Source organism: Streptococcus oralis, from assembly GCF_003943395.1.
GTDB lineage: Bacteria > Bacillota > Bacilli > Lactobacillales > Streptococcaceae > Streptococcus > Streptococcus oralis_BF.
This window is the reverse complement of the sequence record NZ_RJPJ01000001.1, coordinates 1-22,785: the sequence shown is the minus strand read 5'-3', so window position 1 is coordinate 22,785 and position 22,785 is coordinate 1. Positions and strand designations below refer to the sequence as shown.

The window sequence follows — 22,785 nt, the reverse complement described above, 5'->3', positions numbered from 1 at the left end:
TTTAGTGATTTTCGATAGGGAAATCCATACAAAAACAAGATAGACAAATGTCCATCTTGTTTATCTTATTCATAGCGAAGGGCTTCAATTGGATCAAGCTTAGACGCTTTATTGGCTGGTAAGACCCCAAAGATCATCCCAACGCTGGCCGAAACAGCCAAGCTAAAGAGAGCTATCGGTAGCGAGACACCAATTTCTATTCCTTCCATCATATTTTTTAACAAAGCGCCTGCTAGCGTGGTCAAGCCCGCTGCACTTATTAGACCGATGACTCCACCTAGCAAGGTCAAGATCATGGACTCAATCAAAAACTGTACCAAGATATTAGCCCGTGTAGCTCCCAATGCTTTACGAAGACCAATCTCACGAGTACGCTCCGTTACAGAAACCAGCATAATATTCATAACTCCAGTCCCTCCCACAAAGAGAGAGATTCCTGCGATAGCACTAATAATAGCGGTCATAAAACCAAAGATTTGCTGAACCTCTGCAAAAGCGGCAGTTTCGTCTACAACCTGATATTCTCCCTGCTGTACTCCTGCAATTTCTGTCATCTTGCGTGCGAGTTCTGGCCCCAAAGTCTGAGTTAGACTCGTATCATTCACACGAAAGACAATATTAGAAATTTCCTCTACATTAAAATTAGCTGCTACAGAAGCATTGGTTGTAATCGGTAAGCCACCTACACCAAACATCTTAGCACTTTTAACAGCAGGACTAGAGTAAACACCAATCACACGATAGCTATATCCATTGGCTGAAATGATTTGATTGAGTGCTGCCTGAGGCGAGTCAAAAAGACTTTTAGCGAGTTCTTCATCTAGCAAAATCACACTTGCAAAATCTCGGTAGTCTTGTTCTCTCAGATCCCTACCTGCAATAATTTTATTTTCTACAGCAGACATATAAGTCATATTTCCACCTGTCAGACTTGCTCTCTCTACCTTTTTATCCTTATAGGTCAAAGTAACATTTGTACTATTAGTCACATAATAGCCATCTACGCCTTTTAATTTGGCAGCTTCCTTAACCCACGATTCCTGTGTTTTAGGTGGTTCTACGTGAACATCTTCTTCTTTACCAGATAGTGTCAGTGCAGATTGCTTTTGTGTAAAGGAACCGTCCTTACTTTTAATTGGTGAGAAAAACACCTGAATATTTTTCTGAGATTTTGTCATATTTTTATTGACCTGACGAGACATAGAGTCCCCTAAAGCCATGATGACAACTACTGAAGAGACTCCGATTATAATGCCAATCATGGTCAAAAAGGAGCGCATCTTGTGTGCCATAATAGATGAAAAGGCAAATTTCAGATTTTGCATCTTAGTTCTCCTTTCCTTCCAAACGAGCGCTATCAGACGAAATAACTCCATCACGGATTACAATCTGGCGTTTTGCATAGGCTGCAATTTCGGGCTCGTGCGTTACCATAATAATCGTCTTGCCTTCTTCATTTAACTCAACCAAGAGTTCCATGATTTGACTTCCTGTTTTCGTATCCAAGGCACCTGTCGGTTCATCAGCTAGGATGATTGAGGGATCGTTAACAAGAGCACGCGCAATGGCCACCCGTTGTTTTTGACCACCAGACAACTCTGAAGGAAGGTGATGAATACGATCAGTCAACTCTACTTTACTTAGATATTCCTCTGCCAACTTGCGACGTTGGGCAGCTGGAACTCCTGCATAAATCAAGGGTAACTCAACATTCTGAACAGCATCCATCTTTGACAAAAGAAAGAACTGTTGAAAGACAAAGCCAATTTGTTGGTTACGTACCTGTGCCAACTGCTTTTCACCTAGACGGGCCACTTCTTGACCTTCTAGATAGTATTCGCCGCTAGTCGGGGTGTCCAGCATTCCGATGGTATTCATCAGAGTAGATTTACCCGAACCAGATGGTCCCATAATGGCAACAAATTCCCCTTCGCCGATCTCCAAATTAATATTTTTCAAGACCTGCAGTTCCTGTTCACCATTTCGATAGCTCCGGCAGATGTTTTTTAGACTAATTAGTTGTTTCATCAGCCTTCACCTCTTTTCCTTCTTCCAAGGAAGTCGTTGGATTACTGATGACTTTGGTTCCATCTGTCAAACCAGATGTGATCTCTTGGTTTTCTGCGTCAGCATTTCCTAGGCTAACTTCGATTTTCTTAGCCTTATTCTCTTCGTCAACAACCCAAACGTAGTTTTTTCCGTCTTCAGTAATGACACTGGTTAAGGGTACGAGGATTGATTTCTTGTCACTTTTAACCTCAACACTAACGGTAAAACCTGGTCTCAAATCACCAATCTCACTCGTTACTTCAATCGTATAAGGATATTTAGAACCAGTATTCCCCCCAGTTATAGCATTCGTTCCTTCTCCACTATTTTTAGGGTAAGCTGAAATAAAGCTGATCTTCCCTGTCCAAGTTTTATCTTGGTAAACTTTAGAAGAGAAGGTCACTTCTTGGCCAACAGAAAGGTTGACAAGATTGTACTCGGAAAGTTCTCCCTTGACTTGTAGATTGTCGTTACTTACTACATGAACCATCACTTGATTTGCAGCAGTTGTGGACTTTGATACATTGCGATTAACTTCTACAACTGTACCTTCTAGCGTACTCAAAACCTTTGTTGCGTCCAATTGAGCCTGCGCCTTTTTAAGCTGCGCCTCTGCATCAGCACGACTATCACGAGCATCACTAATCTGAGAATCTATGGAGGAGACTGAAGAACCCTGCGCTCCATCATCATATCCTTCCGAATCAGCTAGAGTGTTGTTTCGTGATTCCTTCAGGTCATTGATACGACGATCAGCCTTGGCTATGGCACGGTTAGCTGCATCATAAGCAGATTGCGCTTCTGTGCTGTTGTATTTTACGAGTGCTTGTCCTTTGTCAACCTTATCTCCAACAGAAACCAAGATTTCATCCACCTCACCCTTACTTGCATCCAAATAAACATATTGTTCATTTTTTGCGGTGACGGTACCAGATAAAAGAACAGAGGAGGCAACTGTTCCTTCCTTTGCGACTACGAGATGCGATGTGTCATCCTTACCGGCAGCCTGAGAGGGCTGTCTAAATAGCAAAATACCCGCTGCACTGGTTATAATAATACTTGCAGCACCAATAGCTGTGTATAGTTGCCATTTTTTAGTTTTCTTATTCCCCTTCATCACAAAACTCCTATTTTATTTTCAATACAAAGACTATTATAGCAAATTTACCTACTCTAAACAATGATTGTTCAGAGAGAAAAGAGAACAATTCAGGAAACATGCCTTGTTTCCATTTGATTTATGCAGAATTGTACTAGTAACATCATACACCTTATTTCTATATTTAGCAAGTGATTTCTGCTATTTCTTTAGGGCGTAGCAGATTTTTGCATTCAAAAAATAAAAACGATAGAATATGACTATCAAAGCTATAAGGAGTTTTCTATGAGAGAATATGATATCATCGCCATCGGTGGAGGAAGTGGCGGCATTGCCACTATGAACCGCGCTGGCGAACACGGTGCTAAAGCAGCTGTTATCGAGGAGAAAAAATTAGGTGGAACTTGTGTCAACGTTGGCTGTGTTCCTAAGAAAATCATGTGGTATGGAGCGCAGATTGCTGAAAGCTTCCACCACTACGGTCCTGACTACGGTTTTACGAGTTCAGATGTTCAATTTGATTTCGCAAAGCTTCGTCAAAATCGTGAAGCCTACATCAACCGTGCCCGCTCGTCTTATGATGGAAGTTTCAAGCGCAACGGTGTTGATTTGATTGAAGGCCGTGCTCATTTCGTTGATGCCCATACGGTCAGCGTTAATGGTGAATTGATTCGTGCCAAACATATCGTGATTGCGACTGGCGCTCGTCCAAGCATCCCAACTATTCCCGGAGCTGAACTCGGTGGTAGCTCAGACGATGTCTTTGCTTGGGAGCAACTTCCTGAATCCGTTGCGATTCTTGGTGCTGGCTATATTGCTGTTGAATTAGCTGGTGTTCTCCACGCACTAGGAGTAAAAACGGATTTGTTTGTCCGTCGCGATCGTCCCTTGCGTGGTTTTGACAGCTACATCGTTGAAGGACTTGTCAATGAAATGGAAAAAACAGGTCTACCTTTGCACACGCATAAGGTACCTGTCAAGCTCGAGGAAACCATGCAAGGCATTACGATTCATTTCGAAGACGGTTCTAGTCACACTGCCAGCCAAGTTATCTGGGCTACTGGACGCCGTCCAAATGTAGACGGTCTGGAGTTAGAAAAGGCTGGCGTCACACTCAACCAACGTGGATTTATCCAAGTGGATGAGTATCAAAATACAGTTGTAGATGGTATCTATGCTCTTGGAGATGTTACTGGTGAGAAAGAACTGACCCCAGTAGCCATCAAGGCAGGACGTACCCTATCTGAACGCCTCTTCAATGGGAAAACAAATGCCAAGATGGACTACACGACTATCCCTACTGTTGTCTTCTCCCATCCTGCTATCGGAACCGTCGGTTTGACCGAGGTTCAAGCTATCAAAGAATACGGTCAAGATCACATCAAAGTCTACAAGTCAAGCTTTGCATCTATGTACTCTGCCGTTACAGACCATCGTCAAGAATCTCGCTTCAAACTCATCACCGCCGGTGCTGACGAAAAAGTTGTTGGCCTACATGGACTTGGTTACGGAGTGGATGAGATGATTCAAGGATTCGCTGTTGCTATCAAGATGGGAGCAACCAAGGCAGACTTTGATGCTACAGTAGCTATTCACCCGACTGCTTCTGAAGAATTTGTAACCATGCGCTAATTGTTGAAAGGGATCCTGAGGATCTCTTTTTACTTGCAAAATCAGCTGTCGCAAAATTGTTACCTTTTTATAAAAAATAGGTTGACTTTTGTTTCTAAACCAGTATAATAGTTACTATATTTTTGAAAAGAGGTTAACAGTTTTGAAAAAAGCTCATATCTATGCTATCCCTGCTATCGGTGCTGCTCTCATCGCCGTATTGGCACAAATCAGTCTCCCTATCGGTCCTGTCCCCTTCACTCTGCAAAACTTTGCGATCGGTCTGATTGCTACTGTTTTTAGACCCAGAGAAGCTGTTCTATCTGTAGCTCTCTATCTCTTGCTGGGTGCCATTGGTTTACCTGTTTTTGCAGGGGGAGGAGCTGGATTTCACGTTTTAGTCGGCCCAAGTGCAGGTTATCTCTGGTTCGACCTTGTCTATGCAGGGCTTACATCTTATCTCATCCATCAAAATAGTGGCTATATCCGCATTTTCCTAGCCAACCTCTTGGGTGACTCTCTAGTCTTTGTAGGAGGTATTCTCAGCCTCCACTTCCTTGCTGGTATGGCACTTGACAAAGCACTTGCTGTCGGTGTCCTTCCCTTTATCCTCCCTGACCTTGGTAAGATTATTGCCATTAGCTTCATTGGTCGCCTACTATTACAACGACTTAGGGGACAAGCATACTTCTCAATTTAACCCAAAAAGGATACTGAGTCAAAAACTCAATATCCTTTTATTGGTTTCCTTTAAAGGCATCTACCATTACCTGAAATTCTTCATTGGAAAGCGTGATTCCTTTGCCCATTTTGGTATGGTCAGGACTCCAAGAACGAATATCAAACTTTGCTGGTGCTCCATTAAAGCTAACGCGATTTAGTTCTTTTGTCCATCCTTTGTCATTTTCAGACAAGGTGAGTAAGTGTTCTTCGATTTCAAATGTAAATTCTGCCATTTTAACTCCTTTATGTGATATGCTTTCTATAGTCTATTCGTAAAATCTTGTAGATTTTAGGAAAATTTTATATAATATGGTTATATAAGAGGGGAGAAGCCTATGAGATATACATTCAAACATGTCTTAGATAAGATACAAGACTTTCTCAGTGGACAGGATGAACGAGATTATTCTGAAAACGACTCCCTCATTGCTACAATTGAACAAGCCCTCCAGAAACAAACTGCTGTTCATGTCATACTAGCTGAAACAAGCTTCACTGGTGATATCGTCAAATATGATAGCAGCCGTCAACAGATTGTTGTCAAAAATTTTACAAAAAATGTAACACGTATCATCCGAATCGCTGACATCAAAAGGCTACGCTTTGTCCCATCTACTGTCCAGAGAGCTCAGAAAAATAGATTTAAGAAAGAGTGAGATGTTTTTCATCCCACTCTTTTTCTTAACGAATTTGTTCAAAATGCAGGTGGACTGCGATATGGTCTCCGTAACCACTTCTCTCCAAATCACGTTGCAAGCGATAAGAGATATAGTGCTCTGCAATGGTGATGTAACCTGCTCCTAGTAAACGATTTTCAACCATTGATTGGATCATACTGATAGTCGCACGTTCTACTTTTGCTTCTTCCAAGTCCAAGACTACTTTTTTAGTGACTTGAGCTAGGTTTTGACGTAGGTCATCAGTCAAAACATAAACTGTCTGCGCTGCTTTTAGGACAGCTTGGTAAATTTTATCTGGATCAAAGTCGGCAACTTCTCCGTTACGTTTGATTACTTGCATAGGATTCTCCTTTATTCTTTGTTTTCTTTGATTTCTGCCAGCATTTTTTCTTCTTCTACTGTCAGTTGATAGTTTTCTAGCAAATCTGGTCTGCGCTCGTAGGTTTTCTTTAGACTTTCGTAAAGTCGCCACTGGCGAATCTTTTCATGGTGGCCACTCATGAGCACATCTGGCACCACCATGCCTCGATAGTCATAAGGGCGTGTATATTGGGGATATTCGAGGAGTCCTGAAGAAAAACTATCGTCTTGGTGACTAGACTCCTTGCCAATCACTTCTGGAATCAAGCGAACCGTAGCATCAATCATGGTCATGGCTGCTAATTCACCACCAGTCAAGACATAATCTCCTAGGGAAATTTCATCGGTTACCAAGGTCTTGATGCGCTCGTCATACCCTTCGTAGTGACCGCAGATAAAGATCAGTTCCTCTTCTTTGGCCAAATCTTCAGCGTAGGCTTGATTGAACTGTTTCCCAGCAGGATCGAGAAGAATGACACGGGGATTTTTCTTTTCAATGGCATCAAAAGCATCGAAAATAGGTTGGGCACGGAGCAACATTCCCTGACCGCCTCCGTAAGGCTCATCGTCAACATGACGGGCCTTTTCAGCATATTCGCGAAAATTATGATACTGGATATCCAAGAGCCCTTTTTCTCGAGCCTTTCCAACGATTGAGTGCTCCAGCGGAGAAAACATCTCAGGAAAAAGGGTTAAAATATCAATCTTCATCATCTAGTCCTTCTAAGATTTCCACTTGGACCCGCTTGTTTGGAATATCAACATTGAGAACTACTGGCGGAATGTAAGGCAAGAGTAGGTCGCGTTTTCCTTTTCGCTTAACCACCCAGACATCATTGGCACCTGGTTGTAGGATTTCCTTGATGGTTCCAATCAAGGTGTCTCCCTCGTAAACATCCAAACCGATAATCTCGTGATAATAGAATTCCCCATCGTCTAGGTCGTTCAAATCTTCCTCAGCAACCTTGAGACTATAACCCTTGTACTTCTCAATCGCATTGATATGGTACATATCTTTGAATTTGATAATGTCAAAATTCTTATGCTTACGATGGCTAGCGATGGTCACTGTTTGGATAAACTGATCTTTTTCATCAAATAAAGCCAGCTCTGCCCCTTTTTTAAACCGTTCTTCAGCAAAATCCGTCACAGACAAGACTCGCATCTCACCCTGTAAACCCTGCGTATTGACGATTTTCCCAACATTAAAGTAGTTCATCTTGTCTCCTGTATCTATTTCTATCCTTTATTTTATCACGTTCTAGGGATTTTCACAAGTTGGATAGGTCCTATCTTATAAGGCTACTACTTCTTCAAAAAAATCACCAACTATCTGATTAAACTCTTTAGGGTGGTCATTCATCGGTTGGTGTTTGCTGTCTGAAATCGTTACTTGACGCGCATTGGGATTTAGAGCAATGATCCCATCATAGATTATTTTTAGGTGTTTTGGAAAATCATTTTCTCCTCTTACTAATAGCATGGGAGGATTTCCTTTATATCCTTCTATCTCATGGACTGCCAAGAAACCTGTAATTCCAAGGTTCAAGAAAACATCTCGCCCAGTTTCTATAATTGCCGTCTTGACCAATTCTCTTGTGATTGGGTTATCAGTACACATTTTTGAGTTTTTATCAGCAATCACCTTCCAAGGAATCGTTTTGTACATAAGAGAACTATATTTGATTCGACCTCTTTCTTTCTCTGATAGGTAACGATGCTGTCCCCAACTATCTACCATGACCAAGGCTAGGACTCTTTCTGGATGGCGATAGGTATACTCTTGAAGTGGATTTCCTCCCCAAGAATGACCAACCAATATCACCTTTTCTAGCTGAAAATAGGATAAAATGGCTTCTACATCTTGAACAGCGCCTTCTAAGTCGGGTAGCCCAACTTTCATAGGTGATTCACCCTGCCCTCTAACATTGACAAAGTAAAGGTCAAATCCATCAAAAGCATCATACTGGTGAGCCCACATCTGACTACGGCCACAAGCTCCATGATAAAAAATAATGTGTCCTTTACTTGAGTTTACAGGACGATGATAAACAACCAAATCACAATCTACGGCTGCTATAAGGTGACGTTTCAACATCTTGGGTTCTCTGTTATAAAAAGCAATAGCTTCAGTAATATCATTTGGCTTCATTTCTACATTCGCTCCTCTTTATCCTAATATCATTCTTTTTATCTATTTTATCACGCTATATTAAAATTATCGTTTTCTAAACTTGATTTCATTAAAAATTTTGAATTTTCTGTACAATATAGATAAAGAAAAAGACTGATAAGCAATCTTTACTTTTTTCTCATCAGATTCATGCCTAAAATTCCAGCAATAATCAAAGTTGCTCCAATCACATGGTAACTATAAATTGGTTCGTGGAGGATAAGAGCCCCAGCTAGAATGGTCAAAACTGTTCCAAGATTGCCAAAGACACTGACGGTTGATGCCCCGAGGCGAACGATAGCATAGATAGAGAGACTACCAGTCACGATAGAGGCTAGTATTCCCAAATAGAGGATGGAAAGCAGATAAGATACCTGTCCAAGTGGCGCAAAGTAAGCTAATATGTTCCCCTCTAGATAGTGAGAGGTCAGACTCAGTATATTAAAGGTGACGAAGCCAACAAATATCACAACAACTGTCATATCCATGGCCCGATAGCGACCTCCTTTAGCCTTGCTGAGAATATTGTTTATCGCATTGGCAAGAACAGATCCCAACATCAAGAGAAAGCCCAAGCTAGCAGTTTCAGTGCTAAAGTTTGCTCCTTTGCCAAGGAAGATGAAAACTACTCCTGCTACGGATAAAATTAAAAAGAACTTTTGTAGCAAACTTGTCTTCTCCTTGAGAAAAACCGATGCCAAAAGGAGCGTAAAGATCGGGACAAGAGCCTGTAAAATTCCCGCTTCAGAAGACGATATATACTGTAAAGCAAAGGATTGGAAAATAAAGAAGAGGAGTGGATAGAAAAGACTCATAGGAAGAATAGAAAAAATAGCTTTTCTGCTTAAACTCACATTGATAAGTTTTGTTTGATGAAGGATGACCAATACCAAAGTAGCGATTGTATAGCGATGTGCCAAGTTTGTAAGAGGACTGGCATAGCCCAAAGCAATCTTAGTAAATAAAAAAGAAAAACCAATGATGGCTGAAAAGGATAAGGCCGCTAGGTATGCTTTTGTTTTCTCGTTCATAGATTGTTACTCCCTTTTAAAGTAGCTATTCTCAAGATAAATCAACTAGAAATTTTGAGACTGTCTTTCCATTTTAGCATAGTAAAATCCTAGATGCTATTTCTAGGATTGGTATTTTATGCCTAGCCTACTATCACTCTTTCAAGGTGATAAATTATTTTTCATTGCCTATGAGTCAACTATTCTGATCTGCTTTTCTCATTCTTGTCTCACAAGTTCTAGCTTGTCTACCTCTTAAAGATTCCTTACTTTGATAATATAAACTGCCAATTTCATTGCTTTCTCTATACAAGCTAGCATAAGCTAGGAGAAACCTTTCATATCAGTGAAAAGAGATTATTCCTAGTTCTCTTGGAAGTTATACAAAAATCCTTCCAAATCTCTTTCGTGCTGGTACTTAATGGCAGCTTTTTTATCTTTATCAAAGATAGTTTTGGTTAGGTCAATATCGTTGATAGCCGCGATTGCAACCGTGTAGTGAATAATATCAGCCAATTCTTTGGCAAGTTCCTCGTTTGAGTCCTGAACGCCCTCTTTTCGACCAGAGCGCCCATTCAAGACCTCAGCTACTTCTCCGACTTCCTCCACTAGTTTGATAAAGAGGCCTTCCTCAGTTCGAGATTGCTGGTAATATTCGAGTAAGTAAGCTTGTAATTGTCCAAACGTTAGATCCTTCATCTTCTCCTCCACAAAAAAAGCGAGACATCTGTCCCGCTTTCTTTATTTTTCATCGATAACGATTCTTACTTTTTTGTCTTCAGTTGGGACAGAGTAGACAATCGTTCTTATCGCTGAGATAGTGCGACCCTTACGACCGATAACACGACCGACATCGCTCTGGTCAAGATCCAAGTGATACTCCAAAAACTCTGGTGTGTCTTCAATCTTGATAGTTAAGGCATCTGGTTGTGAAATCAAAGGTTTCACAATCGCAATAATGAGATTTTCAATCGTATCCATCTGTCAACCTACTTTAAACTTATTTTGAGAATTTAGAATCGTGGAATTTTTTCAATACGCCTTCTTTTGAAAGGATGTTGCGAACTGTATCTGAAGGTTGAGCTCCATCAGCCAACCATGCAAGAACGCGGTCTTCCTTCAAAGTTACTTGGTTTTCAGCAACAAGTGGGTTATAAGTTCCAACTGTTTCGATGAAACGTCCATCACGTGGTGAACGTGAGTCTGCTACGTTGATACGGTAGAAAGGTTTTTTCTTAGAACCCATACGAGTCAAACGGATTTTAACTGCCATTTTTAAAGTCTCTTTTCTTATTTTTTATTTCGGTGAAATAGCTAAGCTATTTAGCACATGTTCTATTATAGCAAATTTCTGACAAGTGTCAAGAAAAAAACTTGACAGAGTTTTAATTTTTTTTAAACATTTGAAATCCCCCTCCTTTTAAGGTACAATGGTAGAAATGAATTTTTGAGAGGAAAACAATGAAAAAACTAGCAACTCTTCTTTTACTATCAACTATAGCTCTTGCTGGATGTACTAGTATCCAGCGTGGTCTTCGTGGTGATGACTATGTCGACTCCAGTATCTCTGCTGAAGAAAGCTCTAAAGCAGCTGCCCAGGCTGCCAAAGATTTGAATGACGCTTTGACCAATGAAAATGCTAACTTCCCTCAACTTTCTAAAGAAGTTGCTGAAGATGAAGCCGAGGTTATTTTACACACAAATCAAGGCGATATCCGCATCAAACTCTTTCCAAAACTAGCACCTCTTGCGGTTGAAAACTTCCTTACTCACGCTAAGGAAGGCTATTATAACGGCATCACCTTCCACCGTGTCATCGATGGATTTATGGTCCAAACTGGAGATCCTAAGGGAGATGGTACAGGTGGCCAATCCATCTGGCATGATAAGGATAAAACAAAGGACAAGGGAACTGGTTTCAAAAATGAAATCTCTCCTTACCTATACAATATCCGAGGAGCCCTTGCTATGGCTAACACTGGTCAACCAAACACTAACGGTAGCCAGTTCTTCATCAACCAAAATTCAACAGATATTTCAGCTAAACTCCCTACCAGCAAGTATCCAAAGAAAATCATCGAAGCCTATAAAGAGGGAGGAAATCCTAGTCTAGATGGTAAACACCCAGTCTTTGGTCAAGTGATTGACGGTATGGATGTTGTGGATAAGATTGCTAAAGCCGAAAAAGATGAAAAAGACAAACCAACTACTGCTATCACTATCGATAGCATCGAAGTAGTGAAGGATTACGATTTCAGCAAAAAATAAGCCATTAACAGATAAGGAGACGATGACATGATTTTATTTTGGGGTTCTAAAGGTTATCAGAAAGATTTGGGACATACGCAAACTGCGATCGAATGTGGTCATTGTAACAATGTCGACACTTGGGAGATCGTAGAAACTGGGCGCAAGTTCACCCTTTACTGGATTCCACTTTTTCCTTATTGTAAAAGTTACTTCGTTTCTTGTCCGATTTGCCACTACGGTAAAGAAATTGAGAAATCTGAAGTTGAAAACTATTTAAATTACTAGTCAAAAAAGCCAAGTCATTTCGACTTGGCCTTTTTAGTGCTTTTTAGAAAATTCCTTTTAAGTTAGCTTGTTAAAGTTCCATATTTGGTCCATCCAGCCTTCATAGAAGTCTGGTTCGTGACAAACCATGAGAATGCTCCCTTTGTATTCTTTAAGCGCGCGTTTGAGTTCTTCCTTGGCATCTACATCCAAGTGGTTGGTCGGCTCGTCAAGTACTAAAACATTGTTTTCACGGTTCATCAAGAGACAGAAACGCACCTTGGCTTGTTCCCCACCTGACAAGACCTGAATCTGGCTTTCAATATGCTTAGTCGTCAAGCCACAACGAGCAAGGGCTGCACGAACTTCTGCCTGATTGAGTGCTGGAAAGGCGTTCCAGACCGCTTCTAGAGGTGTTTGACGATTGCCTCCTTCTACTTCCTGCTCAAAGTAACCAAGTTCTAGGTAGTCACCGCGTTCGACTTCTCCAGCAATTGGTGGAATAATCCCCAAAAGACTCTTCAAGAGAGTTGTTTTCCCAATACCATTGGCTCCAATAATGGCAACTTTTTGATTACGTTCAAAAGTAAGATTTAAGGGCTTGGTCAGAGGACGGTCATAACCAATCTGCAAGTCCTTGGCTTGGAATATAAAGCGCCCAGGCGTACGAGCCGGTTTGAAATCAAAGGATGGTTTTGGTTTCTCACTTTGAAGTTCGATAATATCCATCTTATCCAATTTCTTCTGACGAGACATGGCCATATTACGTGTTGCAACACGCGCTTTGTTTCGAGCTACAAAGTCCTTGAGGTCTGCAATCTCTTTCTGTTGACGTTCATAGGCCGCTTCCAACTGAGATTTTTTCATAGCATAGACTTCTTGGAACTGGTAATAGTCACCAGAGTAACGCGTCAGCTGTTGATTTTCAACATGGTAGACGATATTGATCACGTCGTTTAGGAAGGGAATATCGTGCGAAATAAGGACAAAGGCATTCTCATAGTTTTGGAGATAACGCTTGAGCCAGTCAATATGATCAGCATCCAAGTAGTTGGTTGGTTCGTCCAAAAGCAAGATATCTGGCTTTTCAAGAAGCAGTTTGGCCAAGAGGACCTTGGTTCTTTGTCCACCTGATAAGGCTGTTACATCTGTATCCATGCCATAGTCCATGACACCGAGAGCACGCGCTACTTCATCAATCTTAGCATCCAAGGTATAGAAATCACGACTCTCCAAACGGTCTTGTAGTTCGCCAACTTCTTCCATCAGTGCATCGATATCCGCTCCGTCTTCTGCCATTTCCATATAGAGCTCATTGATACGAGCTTCTGCTTTAAATAGCTCATCAAAGGCTGTCCGCAAGACATCACGCACAGTTTGGCCTTCCTTTAGCACAGCATGCTGATCCAGATAGCCAGCAGTCACATATTTGGACCACTCAACCTTTCCTTCATCTGGCAACATCTTACCAGTCACGATGCTCATAAAGGTTGATTTCCCTTCACCATTGGCACCGACTAAGCCGATGTGTTCACCCTTGAGGAGACGGAAGGACACATCTTCAAAAATTGCACGGTCACCAAAACCGTGACTCAGATTTTTAACTTCTAAAATACTCATTTTAACTCCTTATCTTGTTTTTATGCAGTCCTTTATAAAGAACCCAAGCTAGATAGCCTCCCAGGGTATTGGTCCACAAATCATCAATCTCAAAGACGCGATTAAAATCAAAGAAAAAGTCTAAGAGTAGCTGCGTACACTCGATTCCTAGACTCAGTAGAAAGCTGAGAAGGAGGATTTTTTTCGTTTGCCGCAGGTTTGGACAGAGATAGATGAGTTGAAAGACCAGAGGGAAGAGTAAGAAGACATTTAAAATGTTCTGCAAAAAGATCCAAAGGACTTGTCCCAAACTAGTCACTTCACCCAGTTTCCAAAAGGAGTTTAAGGGAGTTAAAAGAAAAACCAGGCGTCCAAAAGTTTGAATACCTGGAGTTTCCACTCCTGTAGGAAGTTGAGGTTGGGGAGTGAAACAAAAACATACAATGCAAAGGCTGTAAACAGCCACTCCCAATCTTAAGATTAATTCTCTTTTTTTAGTCATTTTATGGATTTACTGCTGCGACTGCCTTCTGGCGATCACGTTTCATTGTATTGGAGCGCAATTGTCCACAAGCTGCATCAATATCTGTACCATGTTCTTGACGAACAACACAGTTGACCCCTTTTTTCTTGAGGGTATCGTAGAAGGCCATCACGCGCTCTTTAGGACTACGGCTATATTGGTCATGTTCACTAACTGGGTTATAAGGAATCAAGTTTACATAAGACAATTTCTTGATGTTCTTGAGCAATTCAGCCAATTCCAAGGCTTGTTCAACACCATCGTTGACTTCATTGAGCATGATGTATTCAAAGGTCACACGACGGTTTGTTGTTTCGATATAATACTCAATAGCTGCGAAGAGTTTTTCAATCGGAAAGGCACGGTTAATCTTCATGATGCTTGAGCGCAATTCATTATTGGGTGCGTGAAGGGAAACAGCGAGATTGACCTGAACTCCTTCATTAGCAAAGTCACGAATTTTATGGGCCAAACCTGAGGTAGAAACTGTTATGTGACGAGCACCAATTGCCATCCCCTTGTCATCATTGATGGTACGGACAAAATTCAAAACATTGTTGTAGTTATCAAATGGTTCACCAATTCCCATGACAACGATATGGCTGACACGTTCATCCTGACCACGTTCATCAAAGTATTTCTGAACCAGCATGATCTGCGCTACGATTTCTCCGTTATTAAGGTCACGTTGCTTCTTAATCAAGCCTGATGCACAGAAGGTACAACCAATATTACAGCCAACCTGAGTAGTCACACAGACTGACAAACCGTAGTGTTGACGCATGAGTACTGTCTCAATCAACATGCCATCTGGCAACTCGAAAAGATACTTAACGGTACCGTCAGCCGACTCTTGTACAATTCGTTGTTTCAAAGGATTTACCACAAACTGGTCATTGAGCTTGGCAATCAAATCCTTGGAAAGGTTGGTCATTTCTTCAAATGACTGCACACGTTTACGGTAGAGCCATTCCCAGATTTGATCTGCTCGGAATTTCTTTTCTCCTTGTTCTAATACCCATTCTTGCATGGTTTGACGTGTTAAACTATAAATAGACGGTTTCATCTCTTCTCCTTATTCTCTATCTATTTCTGACGAATAACAAAATGGCGCTGTCCCTTGTCCTCTTTCTGAGACTTTTGATCCTTATGACGACGTCTATTTCGCTTATCCGCATTTGGTTTTCTCTTGTTTTGCGAAGGTTTCTTGCCTCTTCTAGAAAGATTTTCCTCTTCCTTTTTACGCAATTTTTTGTCAAATGAAGCCCGCTTAGGTGCTTGATTTTCTAGAACAAAATAGGCACAACCATAACTACAGTACTCCAAAAGATAGTCCTGTAACCGACTAATCTTTTCATTTTTTTCCTCTGTTCGGTCGTCTTTGTAAAAGCCACGTAGACGAAGCTGTTCATTGCTCCAGTCCCCCACGACATAATCAAACTTGGTCAACACTTCTGAGAAGCGTTGATTAAAGACTGTCACATCGAAAGCATCCTTGATATTTTCAACCAAGGTAAAAGCAATCCCTTCAGTCTCAACCTTATCCCCATTTACATGAAATTCTGGGCCAGGAAACTTGTTATAGTTGTATAATTCAGGTGCAATTTCTTTACGCATAGTCTTCCTTTTCCACGATTACTTAACACTCTATTTTACCATAATTTCTAGCAGTTAGCACGTTTCTCATAAAAATGAAAAAAGTCTGACGATTTTGTCAGACTTCTGCCATATAAAGCAAAAAAGAGAAGAATGACTCTTCCCTTCCTATTCATTATTTCGCTGCTGCATAAAGCTCATCTACTTTGTTCCAGTTGATGACTGAGAAGAAAGCTTTGATGTAGTCAGGACGCACATTGCGGTATTTCACGTAGTAAGCATGTTCCCAAACGTCCAAGCCCAAGATTGGTTTTTTACCTTCTGAGATTGGTGTGTCTTGGTTTGCTGTTGAAGTTACTTCAAGTTTCCCTTCTTTGTTGACAACCAACCACGCCCAGCCAGAACCGAAGCGAGTTGTAGCTGCTGCTGTAAAGGCTGCTTGGAATTCTTCAAATGAACCAAATGTTGCATCGATTGCTGCTACAAGTTCTGCTGAAGGAGCAGTCTTTTCAGGAGTCATCAATTCCCATAAAAGAGCGTGGTTCAAGTGTCCACCACCGTTGTTGATAAGCGCTTGGCGGATATCAGCTGGGATAGATTCTACATCAGCAAGCAAAGCTTCAAGGTTTTCACCGATTTCAGGGTGTTTTTCAAGAGCAGCATTCGCATTGTTGACGTAGGTTTGATGGTGCTTGTCATGGTGCAAGTGCATTGTTTCAGCATCGATGTATGGTTCCAAGGCGTCATACGCGTATGGAAGGTCTGGTAAGATAATTGCCATCTGTAATACCTCTTTTTCTTTCTATAAGAAAATGATAACGCAATCATCCTCTTTTTTCAAGTTTTTTGCTCAATTTGCCTCTGTCGCAATCTGCAAGAGTGCCTTTTCAAACAAGTAACTTTTTTCATAGACACCTGTCTTAATCTGGTAGTCTGTTTCAATCAAATAAGAAATCGCTCGCTTGAGAAAAGCCAAGGAAATCACTCTCGAATCTCTTAATGCGAACTTGATTTGATAAGGATTAGGATTGCGTCCCAAATAAGTCCCCAGACTGCTTACAATCTGCGATTCCGTTTGACCAGCCTCTGATAAAATCTTCACCTGGGTAAAAGTTCGAAACTGTCCTAACATGACAGCTATGAACTTGATCTCATCCTCCCCTTGCAGGGTCAAATCTCTAACCAAGTCACGGGCCTGGTCGATCTTTTTGCCCAAGATAAGCTGAGTCAAATCAAAAATATTGTCCTGCAGAGTCTTAGGAATAGCTTCGACAATATCCTTCTCCTCTATCATGCCATCTGACTTATAAGACTGTAAAAAAAGGAGATTTTTCTGGATTTCACTAAATTGAAAACCAGATTTGAGAAGTAGATTTTCAAAAGACTTTTCTGCAAACTGCAGACCTTGTGTCTGACTCCACTTTTGGAAATACTGGCGGAGTTCTTGCTCCTTAGCCTCAATAGCGTCAAAGACAGTCGCATCTCGTTTGAGCAATTTGACCAGCCGTCTTTTACTATCTAACTTTCCTTCTGCAAAAATCAAAAGTTTAGTCATCGGTGAAGGATTGTCAAGGTATTCCTCAAATGACTTGAGCTCGTCATCTGTTAAAAAGCGCTTTTTGGTCGTTGTAATATCGACAAAATGGTCTAATATCACGATTTTTTCATCCGCAAAGAAAGGGAGACTGACCAACTCCAACTCTAAGTCTTTATAAGCTACTTCTTTCATATCAAAGTAAGCAAAATTGAGATCAGCTGGATCATAACCAATCTGTTTCAAGACTTGACTCTTCATAACTTCAAACTGACCCTGATCTGTCCCTGTAAATAGGTTCAGGCTAGATAGATTTGATAAAGTCAACTTCTGACTGTCTTCAATGGCAAGCATCTTCTCCCCTTTCTTCTGATCTTTTAGTGACTTTAATCAATATAGCGCAATTTCCCACGGAAATCTTCTAGGTTCTCATACCCTTTTTCCGCCATGATTGCTTTTAGTTCATTGGTAATGCGTTCAAAAGCACCGACGCCTTCTTTGTGGAGCGTCGTTCCTACTTGCACCATACTAGCACCGCAGAGGATATGTTCAAAGGCATCACGACCCGTTAGAACGCCACCCGTTCCAATGATTTGGATTTGCGGATTTAAGCGTTGGTAAAAGGCGTGCACATTAGCAAGAGCAGTCGGTTTGATATACTCTCCACCAATCCCACCAAAACCATTCTTAGGACGAATGACGACAGACTCATCTTCTATGTAAAGGCCGTTTCCGATAGAGTTAACACAGTTAACAAACTTGAGCGGATATTTGTTGAAAATAGCTGCCGCTTGGTCAAAGTGAACAATATCAAAATAAGGTGGCAATTTGATCCCGAGAGGTTTGGTAAAGTAGGCAAATACTTCTGCCAAGATACGGTCTGTTGTCTCAAAATCATAAGCAATCTGAGGTTTTCCTGGAACATTTGGACAAGAGAGATTAAGCTCTGTCAGTCCTTTGAATTCACTCTCTTGAACTTTTTTCAAGATGGTATGTGTTTCTTCTGGAGACATGCCAACTAAAGATAGGAAGAAAGTACGGTTTGGCTCTTTTTCCTGCAAGTCCAAAAGATAGTCCAGATAATAGTCTAAGCCATTATTTGGTAAGCCCATGGAGTTGATAGAACCAAGTGGAACATCCTGATAACGTGGCTCAGGATTGCCCTGACGAAAGTCCAAGGTTGCTGTCTTCGTAACAAAAGTACCCGCTGCTGAGTTTTTAACCCCTTCAAGCTCTTCTATCGTCATACAAGCCACACCCGCTGCATTCATCAAGCAATTGTCAAACTCAAAGCCAGCTATTTGTGTTTTCATTGATACCATGATTCTGATCCTCCAGATTCCTTTTATTTCTAATATTATACCATACTTTAAGATTTTCTCTTTGAGAAACTAATTTCTATATAAAACGTTCGGTTTTGTAAATTGAAAGAATTTTTAGAAAATTTCTGTTTTTTTCTTTACACTGAAAAAGAATTCTGCTATAATGGCTCATGTAATAAAATATAACAACAAAAGGAGAACGATATGACATCTGCTAAAGAATATATCCAAAGCGTGTTTGAAACTGTAAAAGCTCGTAATGGGCACGAGGCTGAGTTCCTCCAGGCGGTTGAAGAATTCTTCAGCACTTTGGAACCTGTATTTGAAAAACACCCTGAGTATATCGAAGAAAACATCTTGGCACGTATCACTGAGCCTGAGCGCGTAATTTCTTTCCGTGTTCCTTGGGTTGACCGTGAAGGTAAAGTCCAAGTCAACCGTGGTTACCGTGTTCAATTCAACTCAGCTGTTGGACCATATAAAGGCGGACTTCGTTTCCACCCAACTGTAAACCAAGGGATCTTGAAATTCCTCGGCTTCGAACAAATCTTTAAAAACGTCTTGACTGGACTTCCAATCGGTGGAGGTAAAGGGGGATCAGACTTCGATCCTAAAGGAAAGACTGACGCTGAAGTGATGCGCTTCTGCCAAAGCTTTATGACAGAATTGCAAAAATACATCGGACCATCTCTTGACGTACCTGCTGGTGATATCGGTGTTGGTGGACGTGAAATTGGTTACCTATACGGACAATACAAACGTCTTAACCAATTTGATGCGGGTGTCTTGACTGGTAAACCTCTTGGATTCGGTGGTAGCTTGATTCGTCCAGAAGCTACTGGTTACGGTTTGGTTTACTATACTGAAGAAATGCTCAAAGCTAATGGTAACAGTTTTGCTGGTAAGAAAGTGGTTATTTCAGGTTCTGGTAATGTAGCTCAATACGCTCTTCAAAAAGCAACTGAACTTGGTGCAACTGTTATCTCTGTATCTGACTCAAACGGTTATGTCATTGATGAAAATGGTATCGACTTCGATCTTCTTACAGATGTCAAAGAAAAACGCCGTGCTCGCTTAACAGAATACGCTGCTGAGAAAGCAACTGCAACCTACCATGAAGGTTCTGTATGGACTTACGCTGGTAACTACGATATTGCTCTTCCATGTGCGACTCAAAACGAAATCAATGGTGAAGCGGCTAAACGTTTGGTTGCTCAAGGTGTTATCTGCGTATCAGAAGGTGCCAACATGCCGAGTGACCTTGATGCGATTAAAGTCTACAAAGAAAACGGAATCCTTTACGGACCTGCTAAAGCTGCCAACGCTGGTGGTGTAGCTGTATCTGCCCTTGAAATGAGCCAAAACAGCCTTCGCCTCTCATGGACCCGTGAAGAAGTGGACGGTCGTCTCAAAGACATCATGACAAACATCTTCAATACAGCTAAAACAACTGCTGAAACATACGGTCTTGGTACTGACTACCTTGCAGGAGCAAATATTGCTGCCTTCGAAAATGTAGCCAATGCTATGATTGCACAAGGTATTGTTTAAGATTTATTTGCTCAATCCTCAATCACTACGATTGAGGATTTTTAGCTTGAATTAAACAGTTGGGAAATTACTTACTCGCCCCTTTTTTGCCCCTTCTAGAACAAAAAGAAAAACCGCTACTCCTAAGAATAGCGGTTTAATCATGTTTTTAAGCTACAAAAGTAGTCGCTCTATTATTTAAGAGTAACAATTTGCTAATCTTATTTTCTCCCAGTATTAGTGGGTTAATTCCTCAATTTTCAACTTTGGCAGGAATTTGGTAGGTAAATTGATAATCCAAGATTATCTAAACTGTTTGTAATTTCTTCTGAAATTGTTGAATCACCTGAATAGTACCAGTGACTATATGTATTCAACGTAGTTGACTTATCAGCATGTCCTAATCGATATGAAACGTATAAAGTATCCTTATGTAACACATTTATTAGATAAGAGGCATGGCTATGTCTTAAACCTTTACCTGTAATTTCTGGTACACCAGTAATCTTAGCACGCCTTTTTATTATCCTAGAAATTGTAGACTTACACAAGGGGGCACCAAAACGTGATATTACATAATCTTTATCATCATTCTTGATTTGAACTTCTCGCCATTTTTTAAGTATTGTAATCGTAAAATCATCTAAATCAATTTTACGATTCCCTGCTACTGTCTTTGTTTGTTGTTTAGCATACCATACACCGTTTTTGTCTTTCTCAATTGTCGAATGAACATGAATCCATTTACGTTCAAAATCAATATCTTCCCATTTAAGAGCAATACCCTCACTAACTCTTAAGCCAGTCATAAAATATAACCAGATCGTCATGTAATTATGGAGTCCCTCATACTCACTAATATCAAAAGAGTTTATTACCTTCTTAAATTCATCAAATGTCCAAAATTTTGTATCTGGGTGCTTTCCTCTAGGATTATCTAATCCTTTAAAAGGAACTCTATCAATATAACCCAATCTTTCTGCATAGCCCAGACATGCTTTAAATCTAGACCACATATTTTTAGCATAGTTACTAGAATACTTGTCTATAATAGCTAAGCGAAATCTTTCACAGTCAATAGTACTAATATCTGATAGCTTTTTATTACCAAATTGCTTAATAAATAACTGATGATGTGGTAAAGCGGTCTGATAAGTTACAAATTGAACTTTTTGTTGATAATATTTTAAATAAATCTCTTCCATAAACTCTCTAAAAGTTAGAAAACTATTATTAATAGTAGAGTTCACAAATTCATGTTTTAAACGAAGTATCTCTTCATATGCTTCCTTAAAAGAATTGAACGGTAGTCCCTGTTGATTTTTCCTTCCTTTCTTTTGAATTCTTTTCCCAGTTATTGGATCAACTCCTAATTCAATTTGAAAATAAATTTTTCCTTTTGAATCTTTGTATACACCTTTATATTTCTTTGTCTTTGATATAACCATTTTTCTCACCTTCTATATCTGAAAAAGAAATACCAATTAAATTTTCTACAATATTTTTAGGAGCAATGCCTAACCTTTTATTATCGAAAGGTGAACATCCTAATTGTACCGCATTCTTATCATTTTTTCTAGCTTCTTCAAACTTTTTTACAGCAATCTTTTTTGCTTGTCTAATAATATTCCTCGATGTGTGCTCTGGAAAACCAATTGCAACTAAATCTTTATAGTTTACTGTTTCCATGATTTTACTACTTCCTTTCTTAGATTTTTTCACCTCCATGGCATGACTGATGAAGTCATCATAAGAATTTCACTTGCTGCTCTTTTACGGTGGCAGCCTGAACGGTCAGAAGTATCATTGTATATCATTTGTATCATGGCATATAAAGTATCGCTCTATTTTATTGATGGTTTTAAAATCGCTCTTATCATGGCGAGCCATTCAAATCTGCTCCACAAATGAGGAAAGTACCATTTTGGACTATTCAATTGTCAATGTGCTTTCTTAACCTACTACTTTTTGGAGTAATGGTCTTCTTTATTATCCACTCGACCTACAAGGTAGTCTAGACTCACCTTATAAAAATCTGCAAGTTTGATAAGGTCATTTATAGAGATTAACCTGCTACCAGCTTCCATTTTAGAATAAGCTGATCTTGTACAATTCAAAACGATTTTCGCAATATATTCTTGTGTCAAATCATCATCTTCACGTAAATCTCTAATCCTTTTCAACATTTGTTGTCTCCTAAAACAAGTATAATATAGTTATTTTCTTATTTTTAAATATGTGACAAATTGGCACATGAAACTATTCTATATATACTTTTTAGGAAACATATACTTATTAGGAAACTGTTTACTCTAAATGTATCTCATTTTCTTCAATAGATTTCATATTTTGTTTTTTCTTATATTTCTTTATTGTTTTATTAAACATTTCAAATAAATTTATTGCTTCTCTATGTTGTTCCTTCAGTGTTTCAATCTTTCCTTTATATATGTATAAATCCT

General features: G+C 40.1%; 28 protein-coding genes and 1 pseudogene. 6 read left to right on the top strand and 23 right to left on the bottom strand.

Annotation, left to right across the window (positions count from 1 at the left end; all coding sequences use genetic code 11):
• Nucleotides 1–65: 65 nt before the first annotated feature.
• The 3 genes from D8802_RS00145 to D8802_RS00135 are packed head-to-tail and all read right to left on the bottom strand — an operon-like array spanning nucleotide 66 to nucleotide 3,166.
• Nucleotides 66–1,325 carry an ABC transporter permease gene (locus tag D8802_RS00145; protein WP_125394320.1) on the bottom strand — a complete coding sequence of 420 codons (1,260 nt, stop codon included), beginning with the start codon at nucleotides 1,323–1,325 and terminating at the stop codon, nucleotides 66–68.
• A gap of 1 nt (nucleotide 1,326) precedes the next feature.
• Nucleotides 1,327–2,028 (bottom strand): ABC transporter ATP-binding protein, encoded by a 702-nt coding sequence (locus D8802_RS00140; protein WP_000811477.1) that lies wholly within the window; start codon nucleotides 2,026–2,028, stop codon nucleotides 1,327–1,329.
• Nucleotides 2,012–3,166 (bottom strand): efflux RND transporter periplasmic adaptor subunit, encoded by a 1,155-nt coding sequence (locus D8802_RS00135; RefSeq protein WP_125394319.1) that lies wholly within the window; start codon nucleotides 3,164–3,166, stop codon nucleotides 2,012–2,014. Before D8802_RS00135 ends, D8802_RS00140 begins: the two co-directional genes overlap by 17 nt.
• A gap of 267 nt (nucleotides 3,167–3,433) precedes the next feature.
• On the opposite strand from D8802_RS00135, the gene gor reads away from it, so the two are divergent.
• On the top strand, nucleotides 3,434–4,780 hold the full coding sequence (gene gor, locus D8802_RS00130; RefSeq protein WP_125394318.1) for a glutathione-disulfide reductase: 1,347 nt from the start codon (nucleotides 3,434–3,436) through the stop codon (nucleotides 4,778–4,780).
• Nucleotides 4,781–4,922: 142 nt separating this feature from the next.
• A complete protein-coding gene (locus tag D8802_RS00125) occupies nucleotides 4,923–5,459 on the top strand; it encodes a biotin transporter BioY (RefSeq protein ID WP_125394317.1) in 537 nt (178 codons plus the stop codon).
• A 37-nt stretch (nucleotides 5,460–5,496) separates the two neighbouring features.
• On the opposite strand, the gene D8802_RS00120 is transcribed toward D8802_RS00125, so the two are convergent.
• Nucleotides 5,497–5,715, bottom strand: a complete 219-nt coding sequence (locus D8802_RS00120; RefSeq protein ID WP_125394316.1) for a YdbC family protein — start codon at nucleotides 5,713–5,715, stop codon at nucleotides 5,497–5,499.
• Nucleotides 5,716–5,817: 102 nt separating this feature from the next.
• Here D8802_RS00120 and D8802_RS00115 point away from each other — a divergent pair, with 102 nt between their 5' ends.
• Nucleotides 5,818–6,138: a hypothetical protein gene (locus D8802_RS00115; protein WP_125394315.1), complete on the top strand. Its 321-nt coding sequence runs from the start codon at nucleotides 5,818–5,820 to the stop codon at nucleotides 6,136–6,138.
• 25 nt (nucleotides 6,139–6,163) lie between these two features.
• Here the strand turns inward: D8802_RS00115 and D8802_RS00110 are convergent, their stop codons facing one another.
• The 8 genes from D8802_RS00110 to rpsP all read right to left on the bottom strand — a co-directional run bounded on the left by D8802_RS00110 (nucleotide 6,164) and on the right by rpsP (nucleotide 10,978).
• The gene (locus D8802_RS00110) at nucleotides 6,164–6,502 is read right to left on the bottom strand and encodes an ATP cone domain-containing protein (protein ID WP_001196053.1); all 339 of its coding nucleotides are present in this window, start codon (nucleotides 6,500–6,502) and stop codon (nucleotides 6,164–6,166) included.
• A gap of 11 nt (nucleotides 6,503–6,513) precedes the next feature.
• The gene (gene trmD / locus D8802_RS00105; protein WP_061453853.1) at nucleotides 6,514–7,233 is read right to left on the bottom strand and encodes a tRNA (guanosine(37)-N1)-methyltransferase TrmD; all 720 of its coding nucleotides are present in this window, start codon (nucleotides 7,231–7,233) and stop codon (nucleotides 6,514–6,516) included.
• On the bottom strand, nucleotides 7,223–7,741 hold the full coding sequence (rimM, locus tag D8802_RS00100) for a ribosome maturation factor RimM (RefSeq protein WP_125394314.1): 519 nt from the start codon (nucleotides 7,739–7,741) through the stop codon (nucleotides 7,223–7,225). Before rimM ends, trmD begins: the two co-directional genes overlap by 11 nt.
• A gap of 75 nt (nucleotides 7,742–7,816) precedes the next feature.
• Nucleotides 7,817–8,674 (bottom strand): alpha/beta fold hydrolase, encoded by an 858-nt coding sequence (locus D8802_RS00095; RefSeq protein ID WP_125394313.1) that lies wholly within the window; start codon nucleotides 8,672–8,674, stop codon nucleotides 7,817–7,819.
• 149 nt (nucleotides 8,675–8,823) lie between these two features.
• Nucleotides 8,824–9,726 (bottom strand): DMT family transporter, encoded by a 903-nt coding sequence (locus D8802_RS00090; protein ID WP_125394312.1) that lies wholly within the window; start codon nucleotides 9,724–9,726, stop codon nucleotides 8,824–8,826.
• Nucleotides 9,727–10,068: 342 nt separating this feature from the next.
• Nucleotides 10,069–10,404 carry a MazG nucleotide pyrophosphohydrolase domain-containing protein gene (locus tag D8802_RS00085; protein WP_125394311.1) on the bottom strand — a complete coding sequence of 112 codons (336 nt, stop codon included), beginning with the start codon at nucleotides 10,402–10,404 and terminating at the stop codon, nucleotides 10,069–10,071.
• Nucleotides 10,405–10,446: 42 nt separating this feature from the next.
• Nucleotides 10,447–10,686 carry an RNA-binding protein KphA gene (kphA, locus tag D8802_RS00080; protein ID WP_000379617.1) on the bottom strand — a complete coding sequence of 80 codons (240 nt, stop codon included), beginning with the start codon at nucleotides 10,684–10,686 and terminating at the stop codon, nucleotides 10,447–10,449.
• Between the two features lie 19 nt (nucleotides 10,687–10,705).
• A complete protein-coding gene (gene rpsP / locus D8802_RS00075; RefSeq protein WP_000268760.1) occupies nucleotides 10,706–10,978 on the bottom strand; it encodes a 30S ribosomal protein S16 in 273 nt (90 codons plus the stop codon).
• A gap of 188 nt (nucleotides 10,979–11,166) precedes the next feature.
• On the opposite strand from rpsP, the gene D8802_RS00070 reads away from it, so the two are divergent.
• Both D8802_RS00070 and D8802_RS00065 read left to right on the top strand, forming a co-directional pair.
• Complete coding sequence (locus tag D8802_RS00070; protein ID WP_125394310.1) at nucleotides 11,167–11,973, top strand: peptidylprolyl isomerase; 807 nt, start codon at nucleotides 11,167–11,169, stop codon at nucleotides 11,971–11,973.
• A gap of 27 nt (nucleotides 11,974–12,000) precedes the next feature.
• Complete coding sequence (locus D8802_RS00065) at nucleotides 12,001–12,240, top strand: zinc-ribbon domain-containing protein (protein WP_125394309.1); 240 nt, start codon at nucleotides 12,001–12,003, stop codon at nucleotides 12,238–12,240.
• A gap of 57 nt (nucleotides 12,241–12,297) precedes the next feature.
• Here the strand turns inward: D8802_RS00065 and D8802_RS00060 are convergent, their stop codons facing one another.
• The 7 genes from D8802_RS00060 to D8802_RS00030 all read right to left on the bottom strand — a co-directional run bounded on the left by D8802_RS00060 (nucleotide 12,298) and on the right by D8802_RS00030 (nucleotide 18,793).
• A complete protein-coding gene (locus D8802_RS00060) occupies nucleotides 12,298–13,839 on the bottom strand; it encodes an ABC-F family ATP-binding cassette domain-containing protein (protein WP_125394308.1) in 1,542 nt (513 codons plus the stop codon).
• Between the two features lies 1 nt (nucleotide 13,840).
• A complete protein-coding gene (locus D8802_RS00055; protein ID WP_125394307.1) occupies nucleotides 13,841–14,320 on the bottom strand; it encodes a VanZ family protein in 480 nt (159 codons plus the stop codon).
• A gap of 1 nt (nucleotide 14,321) precedes the next feature.
• Nucleotides 14,322–15,407, bottom strand: coding sequence for a dual-specificity RNA methyltransferase RlmN (gene rlmN / locus D8802_RS00050; RefSeq protein ID WP_000804762.1), 1,086 nt, complete (start codon nucleotides 15,405–15,407; stop codon nucleotides 14,322–14,324).
• Between the two features lie 20 nt (nucleotides 15,408–15,427).
• Entirely contained in the window at nucleotides 15,428–15,958 is a 531-nt protein-coding gene (locus D8802_RS00045; protein WP_125394306.1) for a YutD family protein, read from the bottom strand.
• 154 nt (nucleotides 15,959–16,112) lie between these two features.
• Nucleotides 16,113–16,718, bottom strand: a complete 606-nt coding sequence (gene sodA / locus D8802_RS00040; RefSeq protein ID WP_125394305.1) for a superoxide dismutase SodA — start codon at nucleotides 16,716–16,718, stop codon at nucleotides 16,113–16,115.
• Nucleotides 16,719–16,787: 69 nt separating this feature from the next.
• On the bottom strand, nucleotides 16,788–17,825 hold the full coding sequence (holA, locus tag D8802_RS00035; RefSeq protein ID WP_125394304.1) for a DNA polymerase III subunit delta: 1,038 nt from the start codon (nucleotides 17,823–17,825) through the stop codon (nucleotides 16,788–16,790).
• Between the two features lie 32 nt (nucleotides 17,826–17,857).
• The gene (locus D8802_RS00030) at nucleotides 17,858–18,793 is read right to left on the bottom strand and encodes a dihydroorotate oxidase (RefSeq protein WP_125394303.1); all 936 of its coding nucleotides are present in this window, start codon (nucleotides 18,791–18,793) and stop codon (nucleotides 17,858–17,860) included.
• A gap of 204 nt (nucleotides 18,794–18,997) precedes the next feature.
• Between D8802_RS00030 and gdhA the strand changes: the two genes are divergently transcribed.
• Nucleotides 18,998–20,344: an NADP-specific glutamate dehydrogenase gene (gdhA, locus tag D8802_RS00025; protein ID WP_125394302.1), complete on the top strand. Its 1,347-nt coding sequence runs from the start codon at nucleotides 18,998–19,000 to the stop codon at nucleotides 20,342–20,344.
• Between the two features lie 239 nt (nucleotides 20,345–20,583).
• On the opposite strand, the gene D8802_RS00020 is transcribed toward gdhA, so the two are convergent.
• The 4 genes and pseudogenes from D8802_RS00020 to D8802_RS00005 all read right to left on the bottom strand — a co-directional run.
• Nucleotides 20,584–21,771 (bottom strand): tyrosine-type recombinase/integrase, encoded by a 1,188-nt coding sequence (locus tag D8802_RS00020; RefSeq protein ID WP_125394301.1) that lies wholly within the window; start codon nucleotides 21,769–21,771, stop codon nucleotides 20,584–20,586.
• Nucleotides 21,743–22,012, bottom strand: a complete 270-nt coding sequence (locus D8802_RS00015; protein ID WP_000450956.1) for a DUF3173 family protein — start codon at nucleotides 22,010–22,012, stop codon at nucleotides 21,743–21,745. The genes D8802_RS00020 and D8802_RS00015 overlap by 29 nt, the downstream gene beginning before the upstream one ends.
• Nucleotides 22,013–22,284: 272 nt before the next feature.
• Nucleotides 22,285–22,509 carry a helix-turn-helix domain-containing protein gene (locus D8802_RS00010; RefSeq protein WP_004261340.1) on the bottom strand — a complete coding sequence of 75 codons (225 nt, stop codon included), beginning with the start codon at nucleotides 22,507–22,509 and terminating at the stop codon, nucleotides 22,285–22,287.
• A 121-nt stretch (nucleotides 22,510–22,630) separates the two neighbouring features.
• Nucleotides 22,631–22,785: pseudogene (locus D8802_RS00005) on the bottom strand (relaxase); the annotation flags it as partial.

Excerpts from the sequence above, each read along its gene's own strand:
- D8802_RS00145 (WP_125394320.1), bottom strand. The coding sequence starts at position 1,325 with ATGCAAAATCTGAAATTTGCCTTTTCATCTATTATGGCACACAAGATG.
- D8802_RS00140 (WP_000811477.1), bottom strand. The coding sequence starts at position 2,028 with ATGAAACAACTAATTAGTCTAAAAAACATCTGCCGGAGCTATCGAAAT.
- D8802_RS00135 (WP_125394319.1), bottom strand. The coding sequence starts at position 3,166 with ATGAAGGGGAATAAGAAAACTAAAAAATGGCAACTATACACAGCTATT.
- gor (WP_125394318.1), top strand. The coding sequence starts at position 3,434 with ATGAGAGAATATGATATCATCGCCATCGGTGGAGGAAGTGGCGGCATT.
- D8802_RS00120 (WP_125394316.1), bottom strand. The coding sequence starts at position 5,715 with ATGGCAGAATTTACATTTGAAATCGAAGAACACTTACTCACCTTGTCT.
- D8802_RS00115 (WP_125394315.1), top strand. The coding sequence starts at position 5,818 with ATGAGATATACATTCAAACATGTCTTAGATAAGATACAAGACTTTCTC.
- D8802_RS00110 (WP_001196053.1), bottom strand. The coding sequence starts at position 6,502 with ATGCAAGTAATCAAACGTAACGGAGAAGTTGCCGACTTTGATCCAGAT.
- trmD (WP_061453853.1), bottom strand. The coding sequence starts at position 7,233 with ATGAAGATTGATATTTTAACCCTTTTTCCTGAGATGTTTTCTCCGCTG.
- rimM (WP_125394314.1), bottom strand. The coding sequence starts at position 7,741 with ATGAACTACTTTAATGTTGGGAAAATCGTCAATACGCAGGGTTTACAG.
- D8802_RS00095 (WP_125394313.1), bottom strand. The coding sequence starts at position 8,674 with ATGAAGCCAAATGATATTACTGAAGCTATTGCTTTTTATAACAGAGAA.
- D8802_RS00090 (WP_125394312.1), bottom strand. The coding sequence starts at position 9,726 with ATGAACGAGAAAACAAAAGCATACCTAGCGGCCTTATCCTTTTCAGCC.
- D8802_RS00085 (WP_125394311.1), bottom strand. The coding sequence starts at position 10,404 with ATGAAGGATCTAACGTTTGGACAATTACAAGCTTACTTACTCGAATAT.
- kphA (WP_000379617.1), bottom strand. The coding sequence starts at position 10,686 with ATGGATACGATTGAAAATCTCATTATTGCGATTGTGAAACCTTTGATT.
- rpsP (WP_000268760.1), bottom strand. The coding sequence starts at position 10,978 with ATGGCAGTTAAAATCCGTTTGACTCGTATGGGTTCTAAGAAAAAACCT.
- D8802_RS00070 (WP_125394310.1), top strand. The coding sequence starts at position 11,167 with ATGAAAAAACTAGCAACTCTTCTTTTACTATCAACTATAGCTCTTGCT.
- D8802_RS00065 (WP_125394309.1), top strand. The coding sequence starts at position 12,001 with ATGATTTTATTTTGGGGTTCTAAAGGTTATCAGAAAGATTTGGGACAT.
- D8802_RS00060 (WP_125394308.1), bottom strand. The coding sequence starts at position 13,839 with ATGAGTATTTTAGAAGTTAAAAATCTGAGTCACGGTTTTGGTGACCGT.
- D8802_RS00055 (WP_125394307.1), bottom strand. The coding sequence starts at position 14,320 with ATGACTAAAAAAAGAGAATTAATCTTAAGATTGGGAGTGGCTGTTTAC.
- rlmN (WP_000804762.1), bottom strand. The coding sequence starts at position 15,407 with ATGAAACCGTCTATTTATAGTTTAACACGTCAAACCATGCAAGAATGG.
- D8802_RS00045 (WP_125394306.1), bottom strand. The coding sequence starts at position 15,958 with ATGCGTAAAGAAATTGCACCTGAATTATACAACTATAACAAGTTTCCT.
- sodA (WP_125394305.1), bottom strand. The coding sequence starts at position 16,718 with ATGGCAATTATCTTACCAGACCTTCCATACGCGTATGACGCCTTGGAA.
- holA (WP_125394304.1), bottom strand. The coding sequence starts at position 17,825 with ATGCTTGCCATTGAAGACAGTCAGAAGTTGACTTTATCAAATCTATCT.
- D8802_RS00030 (WP_125394303.1), bottom strand. The coding sequence starts at position 18,793 with ATGGTATCAATGAAAACACAAATAGCTGGCTTTGAGTTTGACAATTGC.
- gdhA (WP_125394302.1), top strand. The coding sequence starts at position 18,998 with ATGACATCTGCTAAAGAATATATCCAAAGCGTGTTTGAAACTGTAAAA.
- D8802_RS00020 (WP_125394301.1), bottom strand. The coding sequence starts at position 21,771 with ATGGTTATATCAAAGACAAAGAAATATAAAGGTGTATACAAAGATTCA.
- D8802_RS00015 (WP_000450956.1), bottom strand. The coding sequence starts at position 22,012 with ATGGAAACAGTAAACTATAAAGATTTAGTTGCAATTGGTTTTCCAGAG.
- D8802_RS00010 (WP_004261340.1), bottom strand. The coding sequence starts at position 22,509 with ATGTTGAAAAGGATTAGAGATTTACGTGAAGATGATGATTTGACACAA.